Annotated in this window: 19 protein-coding genes; 14 read left to right on the top strand and 5 right to left on the bottom strand. The window is 71.2% G+C overall.

What is annotated here, in order from left to right:
- The first annotated feature begins 14 nt into the window (after window positions 1-14).
- On the top strand, window positions 15-1,196 hold the full coding sequence (gene dnaJ, locus ACFYP3_RS04020; RefSeq protein WP_388826348.1) for a molecular chaperone DnaJ: 1,182 nt from the start codon (window positions 15-17) through the stop codon (window positions 1,194-1,196).
- Window positions 1,197-1,198: 2 nt separating this feature from the next.
- Window positions 1,199-1,669, top strand: coding sequence for a heat shock protein transcriptional repressor HspR (locus tag ACFYP3_RS04025; RefSeq protein WP_319725175.1), 471 nt, complete (start codon window positions 1,199-1,201; stop codon window positions 1,667-1,669).
- A 63-nt stretch (window positions 1,670-1,732) separates the two neighbouring features.
- On the opposite strand, the gene ACFYP3_RS04030 is transcribed toward ACFYP3_RS04025, so the two are convergent.
- Window positions 1,733-2,806: a helix-turn-helix transcriptional regulator gene (locus ACFYP3_RS04030; protein WP_388826351.1), complete on the bottom strand. Its 1,074-nt coding sequence runs from the start codon at window positions 2,804-2,806 to the stop codon at window positions 1,733-1,735.
- Between the two features lie 392 nt (window positions 2,807-3,198).
- On the opposite strand from ACFYP3_RS04030, the gene ACFYP3_RS04035 reads away from it, so the two are divergent.
- Entirely contained in the window at window positions 3,199-3,480 is a 282-nt protein-coding gene (locus ACFYP3_RS04035) for a (2Fe-2S)-binding protein (RefSeq protein ID WP_051762453.1), read from the top strand.
- A gap of 134 nt (window positions 3,481-3,614) precedes the next feature.
- Here ACFYP3_RS04035 and ACFYP3_RS04040 read toward each other — a convergent pair whose 3' ends face one another.
- Window positions 3,615-4,028, bottom strand: coding sequence for a pyridoxamine 5'-phosphate oxidase family protein (locus ACFYP3_RS04040; RefSeq protein WP_388826354.1), 414 nt, complete (start codon window positions 4,026-4,028; stop codon window positions 3,615-3,617).
- A gap of 125 nt (window positions 4,029-4,153) precedes the next feature.
- Here ACFYP3_RS04040 and clpB point away from each other — a divergent pair, with 125 nt between their 5' ends.
- Entirely contained in the window at window positions 4,154-6,739 is a 2,586-nt protein-coding gene (clpB, locus tag ACFYP3_RS04045; RefSeq protein ID WP_388826357.1) for an ATP-dependent chaperone ClpB, read from the top strand.
- A 111-nt stretch (window positions 6,740-6,850) separates the two neighbouring features.
- Window positions 6,851-7,402, top strand: coding sequence for a YbjN domain-containing protein (locus ACFYP3_RS04050; RefSeq protein WP_388826360.1), 552 nt, complete (start codon window positions 6,851-6,853; stop codon window positions 7,400-7,402).
- On the opposite strand, the gene ACFYP3_RS04055 is transcribed toward ACFYP3_RS04050, so the two are convergent.
- Window positions 7,403-8,593 carry a hypothetical protein gene (locus ACFYP3_RS04055; protein ID WP_388826363.1) on the bottom strand — a complete coding sequence of 397 codons (1,191 nt, stop codon included), beginning with the start codon at window positions 8,591-8,593 and terminating at the stop codon, window positions 7,403-7,405.
- Between the two features lie 249 nt (window positions 8,594-8,842).
- A complete protein-coding gene (locus tag ACFYP3_RS04060; RefSeq protein ID WP_388826366.1) occupies window positions 8,843-9,277 on the bottom strand; it encodes a hypothetical protein in 435 nt (144 codons plus the stop codon).
- Between the two features lie 503 nt (window positions 9,278-9,780).
- Here ACFYP3_RS04060 and ACFYP3_RS04065 point away from each other — a divergent pair.
- Both ACFYP3_RS04065 and ACFYP3_RS04070 read left to right on the top strand, forming a co-directional pair.
- Window positions 9,781-10,266 carry a prevent-host-death family protein gene (locus tag ACFYP3_RS04065; RefSeq protein ID WP_388826369.1) on the top strand — a complete coding sequence of 162 codons (486 nt, stop codon included), beginning with the start codon at window positions 9,781-9,783 and terminating at the stop codon, window positions 10,264-10,266.
- Window positions 10,263-10,613, top strand: a complete 351-nt coding sequence (locus ACFYP3_RS04070) for a hypothetical protein (protein ID WP_388826372.1) — start codon at window positions 10,263-10,265, stop codon at window positions 10,611-10,613. Before ACFYP3_RS04065 ends, ACFYP3_RS04070 begins: the two co-directional genes overlap by 4 nt.
- Before the next feature lie 67 nt (window positions 10,614-10,680).
- Here ACFYP3_RS04070 and ACFYP3_RS04075 read toward each other — a convergent pair whose 3' ends face one another.
- Window positions 10,681-11,877: a pyridoxal phosphate-dependent aminotransferase gene (locus ACFYP3_RS04075; RefSeq protein ID WP_388826376.1), complete on the bottom strand. Its 1,197-nt coding sequence runs from the start codon at window positions 11,875-11,877 to the stop codon at window positions 10,681-10,683.
- 130 nt (window positions 11,878-12,007) lie between these two features.
- Between ACFYP3_RS04075 and ACFYP3_RS04080 the strand changes: the two genes are divergently transcribed.
- The 7 genes from ACFYP3_RS04080 to fbaA all read left to right on the top strand — a co-directional run bounded on the left by ACFYP3_RS04080 (window position 12,008) and on the right by fbaA (window position 18,467).
- Window positions 12,008-12,229: a hypothetical protein gene (locus ACFYP3_RS04080; protein ID WP_388826379.1), complete on the top strand. Its 222-nt coding sequence runs from the start codon at window positions 12,008-12,010 to the stop codon at window positions 12,227-12,229.
- Between the two features lie 344 nt (window positions 12,230-12,573).
- The gene (locus tag ACFYP3_RS04085; protein ID WP_388826382.1) at window positions 12,574-13,122 is read left to right on the top strand and encodes a DUF2617 family protein; all 549 of its coding nucleotides are present in this window, start codon (window positions 12,574-12,576) and stop codon (window positions 13,120-13,122) included.
- Window positions 13,123-13,274: 152 nt separating this feature from the next.
- Entirely contained in the window at window positions 13,275-14,918 is a 1,644-nt protein-coding gene (locus ACFYP3_RS04090; protein WP_388826385.1) for a polyamine aminopropyltransferase, read from the top strand.
- Window positions 14,919-14,950: 32 nt separating this feature from the next.
- Window positions 14,951-15,766, top strand: a complete 816-nt coding sequence (locus ACFYP3_RS04095) for an SRPBCC family protein (RefSeq protein ID WP_388826388.1) — start codon at window positions 14,951-14,953, stop codon at window positions 15,764-15,766.
- A gap of 33 nt (window positions 15,767-15,799) precedes the next feature.
- Window positions 15,800-16,588: an aldose 1-epimerase gene (locus ACFYP3_RS04100; RefSeq protein ID WP_388826391.1), complete on the top strand. Its 789-nt coding sequence runs from the start codon at window positions 15,800-15,802 to the stop codon at window positions 16,586-16,588.
- 21 nt (window positions 16,589-16,609) lie between these two features.
- A complete protein-coding gene (gene pyrE, locus ACFYP3_RS04105; protein ID WP_388826394.1) occupies window positions 16,610-17,149 on the top strand; it encodes an orotate phosphoribosyltransferase in 540 nt (179 codons plus the stop codon).
- Between the two features lie 295 nt (window positions 17,150-17,444).
- Window positions 17,445-18,467, top strand: coding sequence for a class II fructose-bisphosphate aldolase (gene fbaA / locus ACFYP3_RS04110; protein ID WP_388826397.1), 1,023 nt, complete (start codon window positions 17,445-17,447; stop codon window positions 18,465-18,467).
- The last annotated feature ends 40 nt before the right edge of the window (window positions 18,468-18,507 follow it).

Genomic DNA, 18,507 nt, shown 5'->3' on the forward strand with positions numbered 1-18,507 from the left:
GAGGGACACCGGGGATGAGCACGAAGGACTTCGTCGAGAAGGACTACTACAAGGTCCTCGGTGTCCCGAAGGACGCCACCGAGGCCGAGATCAAGAAGGCGTACCGGAAGCTCGCCCGCGAGTTCCACCCGGACGCCAACAAGGGCGACGCCTCGGCCGAGGAGCGCTTCAAGGAGATCTCCGAGGCGAACGACATCCTCGGTGACGCGAAGAAGCGCAAGGAGTACGACGAGGCGCGCGCCCTGTTCGGCAACGGTGGCTTCCGCCCCGGGCCGGGCGGGGGCGGCGGTTCGTTCAACTTCGACCTCGGCGACCTCTTCGGCGGTCAGCAGCCGGGCGGCCAGGCCGGCGGTTTCGGCGGTGGCCTGGGCGACGTCTTCGGCGGCCTCTTCAACCGCGGCGCCGGCCCGGGTGCGGGCACCCGCACCCAGCCGCGCCGCGGCCAGGACATCGAGTCGGAGGTCACCCTCTCCTTCACGGAGGCGGTGGACGGGGCCACGGTCCCGCTCCGGATGTCCTCGCAGGCGCCTTGCAAGGCCTGTTCGGGCACCGGCGACAAGAACGGCACGCCCCGCGTGTGCCCGACCTGCGTCGGCACCGGCCAGGTCTCGCGGGGCAGCGGCGGCGGTTTCTCGCTGACCGACCCCTGCGCGGACTGCAAGGGCCGCGGCCTGATCGCGGAGACCCCCTGCGACGTCTGCAAGGGCAGCGGCCGGGCCCGTTCCTCGCGCACCATGCAGGTCCGGATCCCGGCGGGCGTCTCCAACGGCCAGCGGATCCGGCTGCGCGGCAAGGGCGCGCCGGGCGAGCGCGGCGGCCCCGCCGGTGACCTCTACGTGGTCGTGCACGTCGACGCGCACCCGGTGTTCGGCCGCAAGGACGACAACCTGACGGTGACCGTGCCGGTGACGTTCACGGAGGCGGCGCTGGGCGCCGACGTCAAGGTCCCGACCTTGAACGGCCCCTCGGTGACGCTGAAGCTGCCGCCGGGCACCCCCAACGGACGGACCATGCGGGCCCGCGGCAAGGGGGCGGTCCGCAAGGACGGCACCCGGGGCGACCTGCTGGTGACGGTGGAGGTCGCGGTTCCGACCGAGCTGTCGGACAAGGCCCGCGAGGCGCTGGAGATGTACCGCGAGGCGACCGGGTCCGAGGACCCGCGCTCCGCGCTGTTCGAGTCCGCGAAGGGAGCATGACCATGGACGGCCGCCGACGACAGTCCTCCCGCCTGGGCGGGGGCTACCAGCTCACCGACGAGACCCCGGTCTACGTGATCTCGGTGGCCGCCCAGCTCTCGGGTCTGCACCCGCAGACGCTGCGTCAGTACGACCGTCTCGGCCTGGTCTCCCCGGACCGTACGGCCGGCCGCGGCCGGCGCTACTCGGCCCGTGACATCGAACTGCTCCGCACGGTGCAGGCGCTGTCCCAGGACGAGGGCATCAACCTGGCCGGCATCAAGCGGATCATCGAACTGGAGAACCAGGTCGCCGCGCTCCAGCAGCGCGTGGCCGAACTCTCCGCGGCGGTCGACGGCGCGGCGGCCACGCTGCAGGCCCGCGAGGCCCAGGTGCACGCCTCGTACCGGCGCGACCTGGTCAAGTACCAGCCCCCGCAGCCGGGCAGTGCCCTGGTCGTCTGGCGGCCGAGCCCCAAGCGCCCGATGGACTGACCCGGCCCCCTTCCGTTCCGCACCTTCAGGCTCCGCCCCTCCAGGGCGGGGCCTGACGGCTTTCTAGAGGCCTTCCCGGACCTCGTCGGGGTCCTGGCCCAGCTCCTCGTCGCAGTCGCGGTCAGGGGCCGACGGCCGGCCCAGGATGCCCGACTGCGCGATGAGGTAGCCGAGCTGGGCGCGGCTGCCGCTGCCGAGGGTCGTGGCGAGCTTGGCGATGTGGGCCCGGCAGGTGCGCACGTTCATGCCGAGGCGGCGGGCGATGGCCTCGTCGACGTGCCCCTCGATGAGGAGCTGGGCGATGGTCCGCTGCACGCCGGTGATCCCGCCGGGGGTGCTCCGGTAGGTCACCTCCTCCTGCAGGGGCACGGCACGGTGCCACAGCTGCTCGAACACCTTGATGAGGTAGTCGACGAGGCCCGGGTGGCGCAGCTCCAGGGCGACCCGGCGGTCGTCGCTCACCGGGATGAAGGCGACGGTGCGGTCGAAGATGATGAGCCGCTCTATCAGCTCTTCGAGCGTGCGGATCTCCACCTTGCCCGTGGAGATGCGGTCCACGTAGGCGAGCGTGCCCTGGCTGTGCCGGGCGGTGTGCTGGTAGAGGGTCCGTATGCTGACCCCGCGGTCGATCAGCGGCTGGTCGCGCTCCAGGGCCTGGGTCAGGGCCTCGGAGGGGCGGGCCCCGCCCGGCTGTACCGTCAGCACTTCGGTGTGGCATTCGGCCGTCGCGAGGTTGAGGGCGGCGTTGATCCGCTCGAAGCCCTCCAGCACGGTGATGGCGTGGGTGTTGGCCGGGCTCTGCGCGCTGATGGCCAGGAAAGGCTCGAAAGTGTCGGTGAGATCTACAGCGCTGCGCCGGCGGTCCTGGATCTCGCGTTCAATCGGATGGAGCCGTTGAGCCAAAGCGACCGACGGGGGAACCGGGCGCAGCTGGTTGGCGTCATCCGGGTCGGGCTGCAGAAGGGCGAATTCAAGCAGGCAGGGGGCGTTCTGGATCTCGCCCCGGGCGATCCGGCCGGTACTCAGCGCAGTCGCGTAGAGCCGCGTTCCCTCGGCGCACATGGACGTGACGGGGTGGGGATGTGTCGCCATTGTCTCGTTTCGCGTCAAATCTCCACCCCCCAGGGTCCTGAACATGCAAGAACATGATGCATCGTCCCTGTGGCATTGACGTGCCTGAATGAGCCATCGTCTGACACGCGGGGGAGAGGATTCCATCAAGTGAGGACGAAGCCGACCATGTTCAAGAGAATGCTTCGCTCGGTGCTTGCCATAGGTTTCTCCGCCGTTGCGGTTTTTGGGGCAGTCAGCGCCGTCGAAAGTGACGCGGGGAGCGCTAGGGGCGGTCAGGGCACCAGCCTGACGAGCACGGAGTTCGACACCGGCTGGACCACGGCGCCCGCGGGCAAGTACGCGGACACCGGCTGGACCAGCGGACAGCTGGGCGGTAACGGCGGGGATACGGGTTGGACCGAGGCTCCTGTGACGGTGTCCGCGTGACCCCCGACGACCGCGGCTTCCGCCGCGAGATGGCGTCCGCCTACCGCTCGGGCTGGCAGTTCATCGATCTCGCCACGGCCATCCCCCACCCCGGCGACTCGTTGATGGTCACCCTGTTCGGCCAACCGATCGTCGTCGTGCGCGAGGAGGACGAGGACGTACGTGCCTACCGGTGCCTGCGCCGCCCGCGGGGCGCGCCGCAGCCCGTCCGCTGCGAGGTGCGCTACGGAATGGTCTTCGTCAATCTCGATCAGCGCGACCACCAGCTCTTCGAACCCGATATCACCACCGCCACCCCCCGCAGTGCCTGAAGCGATTCCCCCGTCGTTGCAGATCGCTCAGGCGCTACCCCCACACAACGGCGCCATCGTGGACCTGACCACGATGGCGCCGTTGTGATGCCCGCGTCCAGTGCCTGAACCGGACAAGATGAAGGATCAACGGCTCACGCGCGCCCCATGGCCCGGTCCAGGGTGATCTCGATGACCACGCGGTCGGGATTGGGCGACGGCGTGCGGCCGTACCGCACCGCGTAGCGCGCCACGGCGTCGGCGACCGACGCCTCGTCCGTACGGACCACCGCGCGCCCTTCGAGGGTGGCCCAGCGGCGCCCCTCCATCTGGCAGACCGCGACCCGGGCCCCGCCGCCCGCCGGCGCCTGCGCCGCGAGGACGTTGCGCACCTTCTTGCTGTGCTTGTTGCTGATCACCCGCGCCAGCCCGGCCTCCGGGTCGTACGTCACGCCCACCGGCACCACGTGCGGAGTGCCGTCGGGACGCGGGGTGGTCAGGGTGCAGACGTGCCGCTCCCGCCAGAAGGCGAGGTACTCGGGCGTCGGGTTGAGTACGTCATGGGACATGCGCCGAAGGGTACGGGCCGGGGGTGTCCCGCGCTGCCTTGAGTGCAATAGACTCAACTTTGCATACGTTGACTCTGTCAGAGTTCATGCCTGAGTTCTGATCCCTCCGGAGAGGAGAAGACGCAGTGGACGCCGAGCTGACCAACAAGAGCCGGGACGCCCTGAACGCGGCCACGAGCAGGGCCGTCAAGGACGGTCATGCCGATCTGACCCCCGCGCACCTGCTGCTGGCCCTGCTCGCCGGCGAGGACAACGAGAACGTCACCGACCTGCTCGCCGCCGCCGACGCCGACCAGGCCGAGGTACGGGCCGGCGCGGAGCGGCTGCTGGCCGCCCTGCCCAGCGTCACCGGCTCCACCGTCGCGCCCCCGCAGCCCACCCGCGACCTGCTCGCCGTACTCGCCGAGGCCGACGCCCAGGCCGGCCGGCTCGGCGACGAGTACCTCTCCACCGAACACCTGCTCATCGCCATCGCCGCCAAGGGCGGCGCGGCGGGCGAGGTCCTTTCCACCCAGGGCGCGAGCGCGAAGAAGCTGCTGGCCGCCTTCGAGAACGCACGAGGAGGACGGCGGGTGACCACCCCCGACCCCGAGGGTCAGTACAAGGCCCTGGAGAAGTTCGGCACCGACTTCACGGCGGCCGCGCGCGAGGGCAAGCTCGACCCGGTCATCGGCCGTGACCACGAGATCCGCCGCGTCGTGCAGGTGCTCTCGCGCCGCACGAAGAACAACCCGGTGCTCATCGGCGAGCCCGGCGTCGGCAAGACGGCCGTCGTCGAGGGCCTGGCCCAGCGCATCGTCAAGGGCGACGTCCCCGAGTCCCTGAAGAACAAGCGCCTGGTCTCCCTGGACCTCGGCGCGATGGTCGCGGGCGCCAAGTACCGCGGCGAGTTCGAGGAGCGGCTGAAGACCGTGCTGGCCGAGATCAAGTCCAGCGACGGGCAGATCATCACCTTCATCGACGAACTGCACACGGTCGTCGGCGCGGGCGCCGGCGGCGACTCCGCCATGGACGCCGGCAACATGCTCAAGCCCATGCTGGCCCGCGGCGAACTGCGCATGGTCGGCGCGACCACCCTCGACGAGTACCGCGAGCGCATCGAGAAGGACCCGGCGCTGGAGCGCCGCTTCCAGCAGGTGCTGGTCGCCGAGCCGTCCGTCGAGGACACCATCGCCATCCTGCGCGGACTCAAGGGCCGCTACGAGGCCCACCACAAGGTCGTCATCAACGACAGCGCGCTGGTGGCCGCCGCGACCCTCTCCGACCGGTACATCACCTCCCGCTTCCTGCCCGACAAGGCCATCGACCTCGTCGACGAGGCCGCGTCCCGGCTGCGCATGGAGATCGACTCCTCGCCGCTGGAGATCGACGAGCTCCAGCGCTCCGTCGACCGCCTGCGGATGGAGGAGTTGGCGCTGAGGAACGAGTCCGACCCGGCCTCGGTGGAGCGCCTGGAGAAGATCCGCAAGGACCTCGCCGACAAGGAGGAGGACCTGCGCGGCCTGACCGCCCGCTGGGAGAAGGAGAAGCAGTCCCTCAACCGCGTCGGCGAGCTCAAGGAGCGTCTGGACGACCTGCGCGGCCAGGCCGAGCGCGCCCAGCGCGACGGCGACTTCGACACCGCCTCCAAGCTGCTCTACGGGGAGATCCCGACCCTGGAGCGCGAGCTGGCGGAGGCCACCGAGGCCGAGGCCGAGGCGTCCAAGGGGACGATGGTCAAGGACGAGGTCGGCCCGGACGACATCGCGGACGTGGTGGGCGCCTGGACGGGCATCCCGGCCGGCCGCCTGCTGGAGGGCGAGACCCAGAAGCTCCTGCGCATGGAGGACGAGCTCGGCCGCCGCCTGATCGGCCAGGCCGAGGCCGTACGGGCCGTCTCGGACGCCGTGCGCCGCACCCGCGCGGGCATCGCCGACCCCGACCGCCCCACCGGCTCCTTCCTCTTCCTCGGCCCGACGGGCGTGGGCAAGACGGAGCTGGCCAAGGCCCTCGCGGACTTCCTCTTCGACGACGAGCGGGCCATGATCCGCATCGACATGTCGGAGTACGGCGAGAAGCACAGCGTGGCCCGCCTCGTCGGCGCCCCGCCCGGCTACGTCGGCTACGAGGAGGGCGGCCAGCTGACGGAGGCCGTCCGCCGCCGCCCGTACAGCGTGGTGCTCCTGGACGAGGTGGAGAAGGCCCACCCCGAGGTCTTCGACATCCTGCTCCAGGTCCTGGACGACGGCCGCCTCACGGACGGCCAGGGACGGACCGTCGACTTCCGCAACACCATCCTGATCCTGACCTCGAACCTGGGCAGCCAGTTCCTGATGGACCCGGCCACCCCCGCGGAACAGAAGAAGCAGCAGGTCCTGGACGTGGTCCGGAGCTCCTTCAAGCCGGAGTTCCTGAACCGCCTCGACGACCTGGTGGTCTTCTCCGCCCTGTCCGGCGACGAGCTCGCGCACATCGCCGAGCTCCAGATCGGCCGCCTGGCCAAGCGCCTGGCCGACCGGCGCCTCACCCTGGACGTCACGCCCGAGGCGCTGGCCTGGCTGGCGGACAAGGGCAACGACCCGGCGTACGGCGCCCGGCCGCTGCGCCGCCTGATCCAGACGGCCATCGGCGACCGGCTGGCCAAGGAGATCCTCTCGGGCGAGGTCCGCGACGGCGACACCGTACGGGTCGACGTGGCGGGCGAGGACCTGCTGGTCGGCAAGGCGCTCTGAGCCGGCCGGGCGGACCCGGTGTCCGCCCGCAGCGGATCGGCGCTGCGGGGCTGGACACGGGGTGGGCGGGATGGGGGAGGATGCATGTATCCGCACGAAGGGAAAAACACGGTGAGCATCGACCCGGCCTCGATTCCGAACTTCGGAGGGCAGCAGCCCGATCCGCAGGCCACAGGACCGGCGGGCCCCGTCGTCCCCGACCAGGATCTGGTCAAGCAGCTGCTGGAGCAGATGGAGCTCAAGTACGTCGTCGACGACGAGGGTGACCTCGCGGCGCCGTGGGAGGAGTTCCGCACGTACTTCATGTTCCGCGGCGAGGACGAGCAGCAGGTTTTCTCGGTGCGGACCTTCTACGACCGTCCGCACAAGATCGACGAGAAGCCCCAGCTTCTCGAGTCGATCGACGACTGGAACCGCCGCACCCTGTGGCCGAAGGTCTACAGCCACACGCACGACGACGGCTCGGTCCGTCTGATCGGTGAGGCGCAGATGCTGATCGGCACCGGCGTCAACCTGGAGCACTTCGTGTCCTCCACGGTCAGCTGGGTCCGCGCCTCCATCGAGTTCGACAAGTGGCTCGTCGAGCAGCTCGGTCTGGAGAAGGACATCGACTCCACCGACGGCGAGAACAACGGCGAAGGCGACTCCGACAGCGCCAACTGACTACAGCGGCACCCGGGCCACCAGAAGCAGGTACAGCCCGTAGCCGTAACCGAGCCCGGCCACCACCGCGGTCACCACGACCGCGGTGCGGGGCCGGGCTCGCGCCATGACGGCGGCCACCGGCAGGAGCAGCGGGAAGGCCGGCAGCAGGAAGCGCGGCTTGGACTCGAAGAAACCGGCCCCGCCGAAGGCCATCACCAGCAGGACCGCGGTGTACACGAGGAGCGCGAGCGGGGCGCGGTCCAGGAACAGCAGCACCGCGAGCAGCCCGGCCGCGGCCAGCAGCACCACCGTCACGGTGCCGGCGAGGGGCACGTGCCCGCCGGTCAGCACCCGCTCCGCCGAGCGCAGCGCCCCGGCGCCGAAGTCGAAGCGCGAGCCCCAGCTGCGCTGCACGGCGAAGTAGCCGCCGAAGGGGTCGCGCACCCTCACCCCCACGGCCAGGACGTACGCCGCCCAGCCCGCCGGGGCCACCAGCCCGGCCACCCACACCCCGGGTGCCCGGGATCTTCGTACGAGGACGGCGTGGAGGGCCGTGGCCGACACGGCGGCCGCGACGGCCAGCCCCGTGGGCCGGGTCAGCCCGGCGAGCACGGCGAGGCCGGCGGCCCACGACCAGCGGCCCCGCAGCAGGGCGTACAGGGCCCAGGCGGCGAAGGCGGCCAGCAGCGCCTCGGTGTAGGCGAGGGTGAGCACCACCGCGTGCGGCAGGGCGGCCCACAGCCCCACGAGCAGCAGCCCGGCGCGCGGCCCGACGACCCGCTCCCCGACCCGGTAGATCCCGACGGCGGCGACGGCCGCGGCCGTCCAGGTGACGAGGAGCGCGGCGGGGACGGGCCCGCCGGGCAGGACGCCGGAGACGGCCCGTATCAGCGCCGGGTAGAGCGGGAAGAACGCCTGGTCGCTCTGGACGGGCCCGGTGCCCGTGACGGCGTCGGGCCACATCAGGGTGCGGCCGTAGCCGTGGGCCGCGATCCGGAGGTACCAGTCGCCGTCCCAGGACCGGCCGAGGACCCGCAGCGGATTCCGCCCGGCCCACCAGGACCCGAGGGCGAGCACCAGCACCCCGGCCCCGCGTATCGCGGCGAACACCCCGAGCGCTATCACCGCGGGCGGCGCGGCCGACCGTACGGCGCGGACCGCGCGCATCTCCAGGGGCGACGCGGACACGGTCGCTCTGCCCGTTGCCATCAATCCCGACTTCCGTCTCTCGGTGAGGTCCGCTCACCGGGAGGTGAGGGCTTCGGGCACTCGTGCGAGCGACAGCTTCACACCGCCCTCGGCCGGCCGCAAGCACCCCTGCCGGCCCGCCCCGGACGGCGGGGCCCCGGGCCGGACGTCAGAGCCCGCGCAGCCGGGAGGCGGCCTCCCGCAGGACGTCCTCGCGCTTGCAGAAGGGCAAGGTAGGAGCACCTTCGGGCGGCTTGACACGCCCAGGCATCATCGACAAGAACCTTGCACTTCGAGAGCGAGACGTTCCTGACCTGGGCCGACCTGGCTGGTCACCTGTACTTGTGCGGCTGCCTTACGGATCACCTTCGAGGATGCGCAGTCGTAGAGGACGTGGACCCCGCCGGCTTGGCCGAGGTAGAGCATCGGGCCGTCCGCGGGTTCGGTGCTCCCTGACACTTCGGCAAAATCGGCGCGGACGTACTGGGGGCGGACTCCAAGCACGTACTCCAAGCCGCCCAGCTGAGCCGATACGACGGTCTGCTTACCGCGTTTCTCCATCGCATCACCCAAGGAGATCAGGCAGAGCGCTGTCATGAAGAAGACGACGAGGCAGAGCCGCAGCAGCGGGCCCAGGGTCCGATGCTTGCCGGCAAGGTGCAGTGCCGGCGCTGCGACGAGCGTCCCGCCGACCCAGATAACCATCCAAGTGCCCTCCGCGAGTACAGCGGTGGGGCCTTCGACCAAGGCCATGGCTGTCCAGCCCAACCCCACCAGTGCCGACAGTGCCAAGGTGCGGAGCCCTGGGTGCTCCCTGACCTTTCAACACGAAGCGTGAAGCCCGCCGCCGGTTCGAACCTGCAGCCGCTCCCATGGCAAAAACGCCGGGCCCGAAGAGCAGCATCGGGAGGATCAAAAATCCGAGGAATGCCAGTGCCGTGGCGACCCGCGTCAGAAGGACTGCTGCATCCAGCCCGACCTCTTCTGGTGTGACGCCGAACTGTGCCAGGTAACGGTCCAAGGCCCAGTATTGGATCCCTGTGAGGAGGACGCCGCTGAGTCCCAAAACGGTGACGATCGCTTGGATCGCGTCCTTCTTGCCCGGACCAGGGGAAGTAGTGGTTTCTGCGTCCGATGGTGACGTGACTTCTTGTGAGAATAGATCTCACCACTAGCACTCAGAATGTAATCTGAGTACAGTCTGAGGTATGAGCCTTGCTTACCTAGGGGCGGACCCCGAATCGGTCTCGTTCACCGATCTGTCCCGCAATCCGAAGGCCGTAGCCGCGCGCGCGGCCGCCCTCGGTTGTCTGCGCGTCACGCATCGGGATGCGCCCGACATGGTGCTGACGACTGCGACGCACGCGGAGCGCACGGAGGAGAACCTGACGACGGCCTCTCGGCTCTTCCTGGCGCTCATGAAGCATGACGACGGAGCCCGATCGCTACTGCTGGCGCTGCCGGAGGTGTTCCCGTGGGTGCGGCACCTGGACGACGAAGAGATGCGCGCGTTCACGGTTGAACTCCTGGAAGCGCTTTCCGACGCGGCAGAGCTGGGTGCCAGAGATTCCGTTCACCGGGCGCTCGTCTCCTGGAGGGCGACGGCTCGGATCAACGCCGATCCCGAGCAGCTCAAGGAAGCGCTGCGTCCGCTCGACGGGGAGGACCTGGGGCCGGTCGAGGCGGGCGGGTGAGCCCGAAAAAGGGCGATCGTGTCAGTGTTCCGCCGCTGAGTGGATGGAACGTCGTCTTCGGGACGACCGATGCGGTGACGGGGTGGGAGGAGCTGTGCCGGGTGGCGCTTTCAAGCGCTCACCGTTGCCTGGAGGTGCTGCGCACGGACCCGTCGTCGCGTGAGAACTGGAATCGTCAGCACCGGCTTCGCGGACGGCTCGCCACCAAGGAGTGGAAAGGTTCCGAGCTGGAGCAGTGGGAGTACGAGATCACGAGCGGTGGCAGGGTCCGCTACCTCGTCAGTCCGGAGACTTCGACCGTCATTCTGGTCTACGCGTCCACTCGTCATCCCAAGGACACCGAGTAGTTCACCCGTGGGGAACGGGGCCCGGCTGTAGGCAGGTCCCGTTCCCCCACTTCCGTCTGTCGCCCCTTCAGCGAGTCAGCCGCCCGAGGCGTTCTACCGCCTCCTGCAAAACCGTCGTCCGCTTGCAGAAGGCCCAGCGGACCTGGGTGGCGCCGGCGGACTTGTCGTCGTAGAAGACCTGGTTCGGGATGGCGACGACGCCGCAGCGCTCGGGCAGGGCGCGGCAGAAGGCGAGGCCGTCCTTCTCGCCGAGGGGGGTGATGTCGGTGGTGATGAAGTACGTCCCCTGCGGGCGGAACACCTCGAAGCCGGCCGCCACGAGGCCGTCGGCGAGGATGTCGCGCTTGACGGCCAGGTCGGCGCGGAAGGCGTCGTAGTACGTGTCGGGGAGGGCGAGGGCCTCGGCGACGGCGTACTGGAAGGGGCCCGAGGAGACGTAGGTGAGGAACTGCTTGGCCGAGCGGACCGCCGTGACCAGCTCCGGGGGCGCGGTGACCCAGCCGACCTTCCAGCCCGTGAAGGAGAAGGTCTTCCCGGCCGAGGAGATGGTGACCGTGCGCTCGCGCATGCCGGGGAGGCCCGCCAGGGGGACGTGGGCGCCCTCGAAGACCAGGTGCTCGTACACCTCGTCCGTGACGACCAGCAGGTCGCGCTCGACCGCCAGCTCGGCGATCGCGGCGAGCTCGGCCGCGGTCAGGACGGTGCCCGTCGGGTTGTGCGGGGTGTTCAACAGCAGCAGCCGGGTGCGCGGGGTGACGGCGGCGCGCAGTTCGTCCAGGTCGAGGGCGAAGGCCCCGGCGTGCGGGCGCAGGGTGACCGGGACGCGTACGGCGCCGGCCATCGCGATGCAGGCCGCGTACGAGTCGTAGTACGGCTCCAGGGCGATGACCTCGTCACCCGGCTCCAGCAGGGCGAGGAGGGAGGCGGCGATGGCCTCGGTGGCGCCCGCCGTGACCAGGACCTCGGTGTCGGGGTCGTAGGACAGGCCGTAGAAGCGCTGCTGGTGTGCGGCGATGGCGGTGCGCAGCTCGGGGACGCCGGGGCCGGGCGGGTACTGGTTGCCCCGGCCCGTGAGGACCGCGCGGGAGGCCGCCTCGGCGATCTCCGCCGGGCCGTCGGTGTCGGGGAAGCCCTGGCCGAGGTTGATCGAACCGGTGCGGGCGGCCAGGGCCGACATCTCCGCGAAGATCGTCGTGCCGAAGGCCGCCAGCCGGCGGTTCAGGAAGGGGCGGTCGCTGCTCACGGGTGCGCTCATGGGCGTCATCCTGCGGTCAACCTCTGGACTTCCTCAAGTGTGCTTTGGGCCGTGCGGCCCGAGGGGATCCTTCCTTCACGCGGGACGCGGGGATCCCGCTCCCCCGGGAAGACCGGGGCATGAGAGAAGGGCGGACCGCATGTTCGTCTTCATCGTCGGGGCATTCCTGATCATCGCGTTCGTCGTGTGGATCGCGGCCCGTTCGGCCACGAGCGTGCACACGGGCGGCCGTCGCAAGCGCAGTGGCAGCTCGTGGGCGGACGGGGGCGGCGGCTCGTCCTGCGGGTCCTCCTCGTCCTGCGGCTCCTCCTCGTCCTGCGGCTCGTCCTCGTGCGGCGGCGGAGGGTGCGGTTCCAGCTGACACGGGGCAGCGGGGCACCGCGTGGACGAGGCGTTCGGCGGTCCGGTTTCCGTCGGGCGTCCTCGTCGTTCTCCCCTGCGTGACGACTCGTTCGCCGATGCATGACGACGCGCGGGACGCAACTCGTTGAACACGTGAACTGTGGAGCCCCCGGGGGGATGTAAACCCCGTCAAGTTGGGTAAAAACGCTGTGAGTGCCGTGCCTTTCATGATTCCCTCGGTTGAGTAGACCAGTCCTCGGACCTCCCTGGACTTCCTGTGGACCCGTGCCGGTGTCCCCCCACCCGTTGACTACCGCTGGCGGGCCCCGGCCCATCTCCCTCGCGCGTTTGCGGAGCCGACTCATGCTCACGACCCTCCAGACCTCCTACACCGACACGCGTGCCGCCGATCTCGCCTGGGCCCTGGGACGGGAGCGGCTGCCCGCCCTGGCCGTACTGAACCTCGAACTGTCCGGAGCCAAGGTGGAGTTGCGCCTCCTCGGGGCCTCCCACCAGGTTCTTCTGGAAGAGGCCGAGGTGCTCTGCTCGGAGACGGTCGCCTGCATGCCCGGCAGCAGTACGCCGCTGCCGCTCGGCGTGGCCAAGCGGGTGGGTGACTGGGAGTACGAGTTCGCCGCGCGGGTCGAGACGCTGTCCCGCGGGTCGTTCGCGGGGCGGGCGCAGGAACTGCTCGCACTGGTGGCTGACCACCCGAACGGACTAGCGGGGACCTTCCCCGGAAGTCCGCACGCCTTCACGGCCCTGCTCGCGCAGCGCCACGAGGGTCAGGTGCGCTGGCGGACCTGGCACGCGTACCCGCAGGAGGGCCAGCTGGTGGCCACCCGGACCCGGGTGGGCGTACGGACGGGGGTCCCGACGGAGGCGGCGCTGGAGTCGCCGGCGCTGCTGTAGCGGCCGGGGGAGGCGCGGGCAGGGCCGGGGGCCGGCGGGCGCCGCCGGGCGCGGACGGCCCCCGGCGGTTACGCCAACTGGCTGGAGCTATACGCCACTTGCACCCATGTGGGTGACCGGGTCGAGGTGGGCGGTGACGTACGGTTCGCTTCATGATCGACCGTTCCGTCCCGCGCCGGGTGCTCCCGTCTCCGGAGCCGCGGGGCGCCGCGACCGTCCCGGCCGCCCTGCCCGTACGGCCCCGGACCGGCCGACTCCTCGTCCTGGCCACCGTGTTCGTCTGCGCCGCCTGCGGGCTCGTGTACGAACTGGAGCTGCTCGCCCTGGGCACCTACCTCATCGGCGACTCCGTCACCCAGGCGTCGGTCGTGCTGTCCGTCATGGTCTTCGCCATGGGCGTCGGCTCCCTGCTCGCCAAGCGCCTGCGCCACCGGCCCGCCTTCGGCTTCGGCGCCATCGAGGCCGGCCTCGCCCTCCTGGGCGGGCTCTCGGCCATAGCGCTCTACGCGAGCTTCGCCTGGCTGGGGGAGTCCCGCCCCGCCCTCGTCGCCTTCTCCTTCGCGATCGGGGTGCTCATCGGCGCGGAGATCCCGCTGCTGATGGTCCTCATCCAGCGCATCCGCAGACAGGACGCGGGCGGGGCCGTCGCCGACCTGTTCGCCGCCGACTACGTCGGCGCCCTCGTCGGCGGCCTCGCCTTCCCGTTCCTGCTGCTCCCGATGCTCGGCCAGCTCACCGGCGCCATGCTCACCGGCACCGTCAACACGGCCGTCGGCGGCGGGCTGGTCCTGTGGCTGTTCCGGCGCGACCTGAGCCGACGCTGCCGCTGGCTGCTGATCGCCGCCAACGTGACGGTGCTGGCCGTTCTCGCCTCGGCGACCGTCCTCGCCGACGACTTCGAGCGGGTGGCACGGCGCGCCGTCTACGGCGGGGAGGTGCGCGTCGCCGTCCAGACCGGCGTGCAGGAACTGGTCCTCACCGGCCCCCCGACCGGCTCCCCGCGCTCCCTCGACCTGTACCTCGACGGACGGCTGCGGGTCAGCGGCTACGACGAGTACCGCTACCACGAGGCCCTGGTCCACCCCGCGATGACCGGCCCGCACGCCCGGGTCCTGGTCCTCGGCGGCGGCGACGGCCTCGCCGCGCGTGAGGTGCTGCGCTACCGGGACGTCGCCTCCGTCACCGTCGTCGAGCTCGACCCCGGCGTGGTCGGGCTCGCCCGCACCGACCCGATGCTCTCCGCGCTCAACGCCCGGGCGTACGAGGACCCCCGTCTGGCCGTCGTCACGCAGGACGCCTTCCGCTGGCTGCGCGGGCCGGCCGCCTCCAGCCGCTTCGACGTCATCGTCTCCGACCTCCCGGACCCGGGCATCACGCCCAGCACGAAGCTGTACTCGCAGGAGTTCTACGGGCTGGCCGCGCGGGCGCTGCGCCCCGGGGGCCGGATCGCCGTGCACGCCGGGCCGCTGGCCACGCGCCCGCGTGCGTACTGGACCGTCGACTCCACCCTGCGCGCGGCCGGCCTGCATACCTCCCCGTACAGCGCGGGCGGCCGCCTGTCGGGCTTCGCCGCCGGTCCCGACCGCACCCCCCTCGGCGGGGCCGGCGCACCGCCGCAGGACTGGGGCTTCGTCCTGGCCGCACGCGACGGGGCGCCCCCGCTGCGCGTGGACCGCGACACGCCCGCCCTGCGCTCGCTGTCGACGGGCTCGCTGCAGGACGCCGCGCGCGACGCCGAACGCACCCGGGTGCCCGGGCTGCCGCCGTCGACCCTTCCGCACCCGCGGTATTCGTGACCCGGTGCGCTGTCGTCGGTAGGCTCGACCGCATGGAGCATCAGGTGTTCGTCCCGGTACCGGCAGACGATCTCCGCGCCGTGCTGCGCGACCCCGCGCGGGTCGCCCGGTGCGTCCCCGGACTCCAGCAGGACGCCGACACCGACGCCGGGCCGGTCTCCGGCCGGCTGAAGGTCCGCGTCGGCGGGAGCACCGTGACCTACCGGGGGGCCCTGGCCGTCATCGAGCGGGACCCGGGGCACTTCACCTTCGAGGGTGAGGGCACGGAGGTCCGCGGCAGCGGGACGGTGAAGTTCTCCGTCGACCTGCGGCTGTCCCCCGCCGAGGACGGGACCCGGCTGGACTTCACCGCCGGGGCCACCGCCGACGGGCGGGCCGCCGGCTTCGCCCCCGAGGCCGCGGCCGCCGCCGTACAGCGGCTGCTGGACCGGGCCGCCGGCCAGCTGGGCGCCGGATCCGCCCTCGGTGACCCCGTCGCCGAGGCCGAGGAGGCGGAGGGGGCCGCGGAGACCGGTCCGGGGTTCGTCGAGGACGACGTCACCGAGGTCAGTGCCTCCCTCTTCGACACCGAGGTGCCGCCCCCGTCGCTGGACCCGTTCCTGGCCGGCGGGTTCGAGGAGCTCGACGGCGCCCCGCGGCCGCCGGCCGAGGCCGCGCACGCCCGCCGCACCATGATCGGCCGCAGTGCGGAGGAGGTGGACCACGCGCCGCCGCGCGGCCGGTACGCCCCGGTCCCCGCGCCCGCCACCACGACCGCCGGCGACAGCCTGCGCTGGATCGCCCCGGCCGCCGCCCTCGCGCTGGCCTCGGCGGTCGTCATCGGCCGGGCCCTGCGCCGCCGTCGCTGACCTGCGGCCGCGGCCCGCATTAGGGTCGACCGCATGAGTACGCAACTGAGCGCCGGCGGCGCCGAGGTGACGGTCGACCAGGAGAACGGCTGCCGCGTCAGCAGCCTGCGCATCGACGGGACGGAGCTGCTGCGCCAGGGCCCGCGCTATGGCGCGTTCCCGATGGTCCCGTGGTGCGGCAGGATCGAGAACGGCCGGTTCCGCGACGGCGGCAGCGTCCACCAGATGCCGGTCAACCACCCGCCGCACGCCCTCCACGGGTTCGGCCGTGACGCCCCCTGGCGTCCGGCGGGAGCCACCGCCACGGAGGCGGCGTTCACCTACGACCTCGCCGAGCCGTGGCCCTACCCCGGCCGGGTCACCCAGGTCTTCGCACTCACCGAGGACGCGCTCACCCTCAGCATGGGCGTCGAGACCTACGGGGACTCCTTCCCGGCGCAGGCCGGCTGGCACCCCTGGTTCCGGCGCGACCTCGGGACCGGCGGCGGGGCGGCGGAGCTCTCCTTCGAGCCCGCCTGGCAGGAGGAGCGCGGCGCCGACCACCTCCCCACCGGCCGCCGCATCGACCCGAAGCCCGGCCCCTGGGACGACTGCTTCGGCATGCCGCACGGTGTCGACGTCACCCTCACCTGGCCCGGCGCCCTGGAGCTGCGGCTCACCAGCCGGGCCGAATGGGTGGTCGTCTACGACGAGGAGTCCGAGGCCGTCTGCGTGGAGCCGCAGTCCGGTCCGCCGAACGGGCTGAACACCCTGCCGCGCCTGGTCACCCCCGTGGATCCGCTGGAGATCTCCACGACGTGGACGTGGCGGCGGCTGCGCTAGGGCGCAACTAAGCTCGGGGCCATGAGTGACGTACGCGATGCGCTTCTGCAGCAGATCAAGGACAAGGCCGTCGTGCACGGCAAGGTGACCCTCTCCTCCGGCCGGGAGGCCGACTACTACATCGACCTCCGGCGGATCACCCTCGACGGCGAGGCGGCCCCGCTGGTCGGTCAGGTCATGCTCGACCTGACGGCCGAGCTCGACTTCGACTGCGTCGGCGGTCTGACCCTGGGCGCCGACCCGGTCGCGACCTCGATGCTGCACGCCTCCGCCGCGCGCGGACAGCGCCTGGACGCCTTCGTCGTCCGCAAGGCGCAGAAGGCCCACGGCATGCAGCGCCGCATCGAGGGCACCGATGTGAAGGGCAAGCGCTGCCTCGTCGTCGAGGACACCTCGACCACCGGCGGTTCCCCGCTGACCGCCGTCGAGGCGGTCCGTGAGGCCGGCGGCGAGGTCGTCGCCGTCGCCACGATCGTCGACCGCGGCGCGGCCGACGCCATCGCCGAGGCCGGTCTCCCCTACCTCACCGGCTACCGCCTCGAGGACCTCGGCCTGTCCTAGGCAGGGCCTCCTTCCGGTCCCCTTCCGGGTCTCCTTTCGGGGACCGGGGGCGCCGGACCGGCCACCGGGAGAACCGGCGACGAAGCACCGCGCCGACGCTTCTGGCGGCCCTGACCTGCGCTTTCGTAACGGCCCGGGATGTTTCACGTGAAACATCCCGGGCCGTTCGCCCAGCACGTGAGACCGGCAGGCTGGACCCCCGCGCTGAGTCTGGAAAGATAGGCGCGACGATGACGTCGCCCCCAGGTCAGGGCCCGCAATAAGCACACTCCCCGCACATCCAAGGAGCCGGCAGATGCCCATCGCAACCCCCGAGGTCTACAACGAGATGCTCGACCGGGCGAAGGCAGGCAAGTTCGCCTACCCGGCCATCAATGTGACCTCCTCCCAGACCCTGCACGCTGCGCTGCGCGGCTTCGCGGAGGCCGAGAGCGACGGCATCATCCAGATCTCCACCGGTGGTGCGGAGTTCCTGGGTGGCCAGTACAAGAAGGACATGGTCACCGGTGCGGTAGCCCTGGCCGAGTTCGCCCACGTCGTGGCCGCCAAGTACGACATCACCGTCGCGCTGCACACGGACCACTGCCCCAAGGACAAGCTGGACGGCTATGTCCGCCCGCTGCTCGACATCTCCGCCGAGCGCGTGGCCCGCGGTCTGAACCCGCTCTTCCAGTCGCACATGTGGGACGGCTCCGCCGAGACCCTGGCCGACAACCTGGCCATCGCCCAGGAGCTGCTCGCCAAGGCCGCCGCCGCGAAGATCATCCTTGAGGTCGAGATCACCCCGACCGGTGGCGAGGAGGACGGCGTCAGCCACGAGATCAACGACGAGCTGTACACGACCGTCGACGACGCCATCCGCACCGCCGAGGCCCTGGGCCTGGGCGAGAAGGGCCGCTACCTGCTGGCCGCGTCCTTCGGCAACGTCCACGGCGTCTACAAGCCGGGCAACGTCGTCCTGCGCCCCGAGCTCCTCAAGGACCTCCAGGCCGGTGTCGGCGAGAAGTTCGGGAAGCCCTCGCCGTTCGACTTCGTCTTCCACGGCGGTTCGGGCTCCACGCCCGAGGAGATCGCCACCGCGCTGGAGAACGGCGTCGTGAAGATGAACCTCGACACCGACACCCAGTACGCCTTCACCCGGCCGGTCGTGGACCACATGTTCACCAACTACGCCGGTGTCCTGAAGGTCGACGGCGAGGTCGGCGTCAAGTCGAAGTACGACCCGCGCACCTGGGGCAAGGCCGCCGAGGCCGGCATGGCCGCGCGTGTCACCGAGGCGTGCGCGAACCTGCGCTCCACCGGCACCAAGCTGAAGTAGTCGGCGGCCCCAGCGGCCACCCCGCACCACCGAAGGGCCC

Source organism: Streptomyces sp. NPDC005533, from assembly GCF_042871845.1.
Classification (GTDB): Bacteria; Actinomycetota; Actinomycetes; order Streptomycetales; family Streptomycetaceae; genus Streptomyces.

Coding starts and splice junctions, on each gene's coding strand:
- dnaJ (WP_388826348.1), top strand. CDS start 15: ATGAGCACGAAGGACTTCGTCGAGAAGGACTACTACAAGGTCCTCGGT.
- ACFYP3_RS04095 (WP_388826388.1), top strand. CDS start 14,951: ATGGAGCATCAGGTGTTCGTCCCGGTACCGGCAGACGATCTCCGCGCC.
- ACFYP3_RS04065 (WP_388826369.1), top strand. CDS start 9,781: ATGAGCCTTGCTTACCTAGGGGCGGACCCCGAATCGGTCTCGTTCACC.
- ACFYP3_RS04075 (WP_388826376.1), bottom strand. CDS start 11,877: ATGACGCCCATGAGCGCACCCGTGAGCAGCGACCGCCCCTTCCTGAAC.
- fbaA (WP_388826397.1), top strand. CDS start 17,445: ATGCCCATCGCAACCCCCGAGGTCTACAACGAGATGCTCGACCGGGCG.
- ACFYP3_RS04080 (WP_388826379.1), top strand. CDS start 12,008: ATGTTCGTCTTCATCGTCGGGGCATTCCTGATCATCGCGTTCGTCGTG.
- pyrE (WP_388826394.1), top strand. CDS start 16,610: ATGAGTGACGTACGCGATGCGCTTCTGCAGCAGATCAAGGACAAGGCC.
- ACFYP3_RS04090 (WP_388826385.1), top strand. CDS start 13,275: ATGATCGACCGTTCCGTCCCGCGCCGGGTGCTCCCGTCTCCGGAGCCG.
- ACFYP3_RS04060 (WP_388826366.1), bottom strand. CDS start 9,277: ATGGTTATCTGGGTCGGCGGGACGCTCGTCGCAGCGCCGGCACTGCAC.
- ACFYP3_RS04035 (WP_051762453.1), top strand. CDS start 3,199: ATGGCGTCCGCCTACCGCTCGGGCTGGCAGTTCATCGATCTCGCCACG.
- ACFYP3_RS04100 (WP_388826391.1), top strand. CDS start 15,800: ATGAGTACGCAACTGAGCGCCGGCGGCGCCGAGGTGACGGTCGACCAG.
- ACFYP3_RS04030 (WP_388826351.1), bottom strand. CDS start 2,806: ATGTTCAGGACCCTGGGGGGTGGAGATTTGACGCGAAACGAGACAATG.
- ACFYP3_RS04055 (WP_388826363.1), bottom strand. CDS start 8,593: ATGGCAACGGGCAGAGCGACCGTGTCCGCGTCGCCCCTGGAGATGCGC.
- ACFYP3_RS04085 (WP_388826382.1), top strand. CDS start 12,574: ATGCTCACGACCCTCCAGACCTCCTACACCGACACGCGTGCCGCCGAT.
- ACFYP3_RS04040 (WP_388826354.1), bottom strand. CDS start 4,028: ATGTCCCATGACGTACTCAACCCGACGCCCGAGTACCTCGCCTTCTGG.
- ACFYP3_RS04025 (WP_319725175.1), top strand. CDS start 1,199: ATGGACGGCCGCCGACGACAGTCCTCCCGCCTGGGCGGGGGCTACCAG.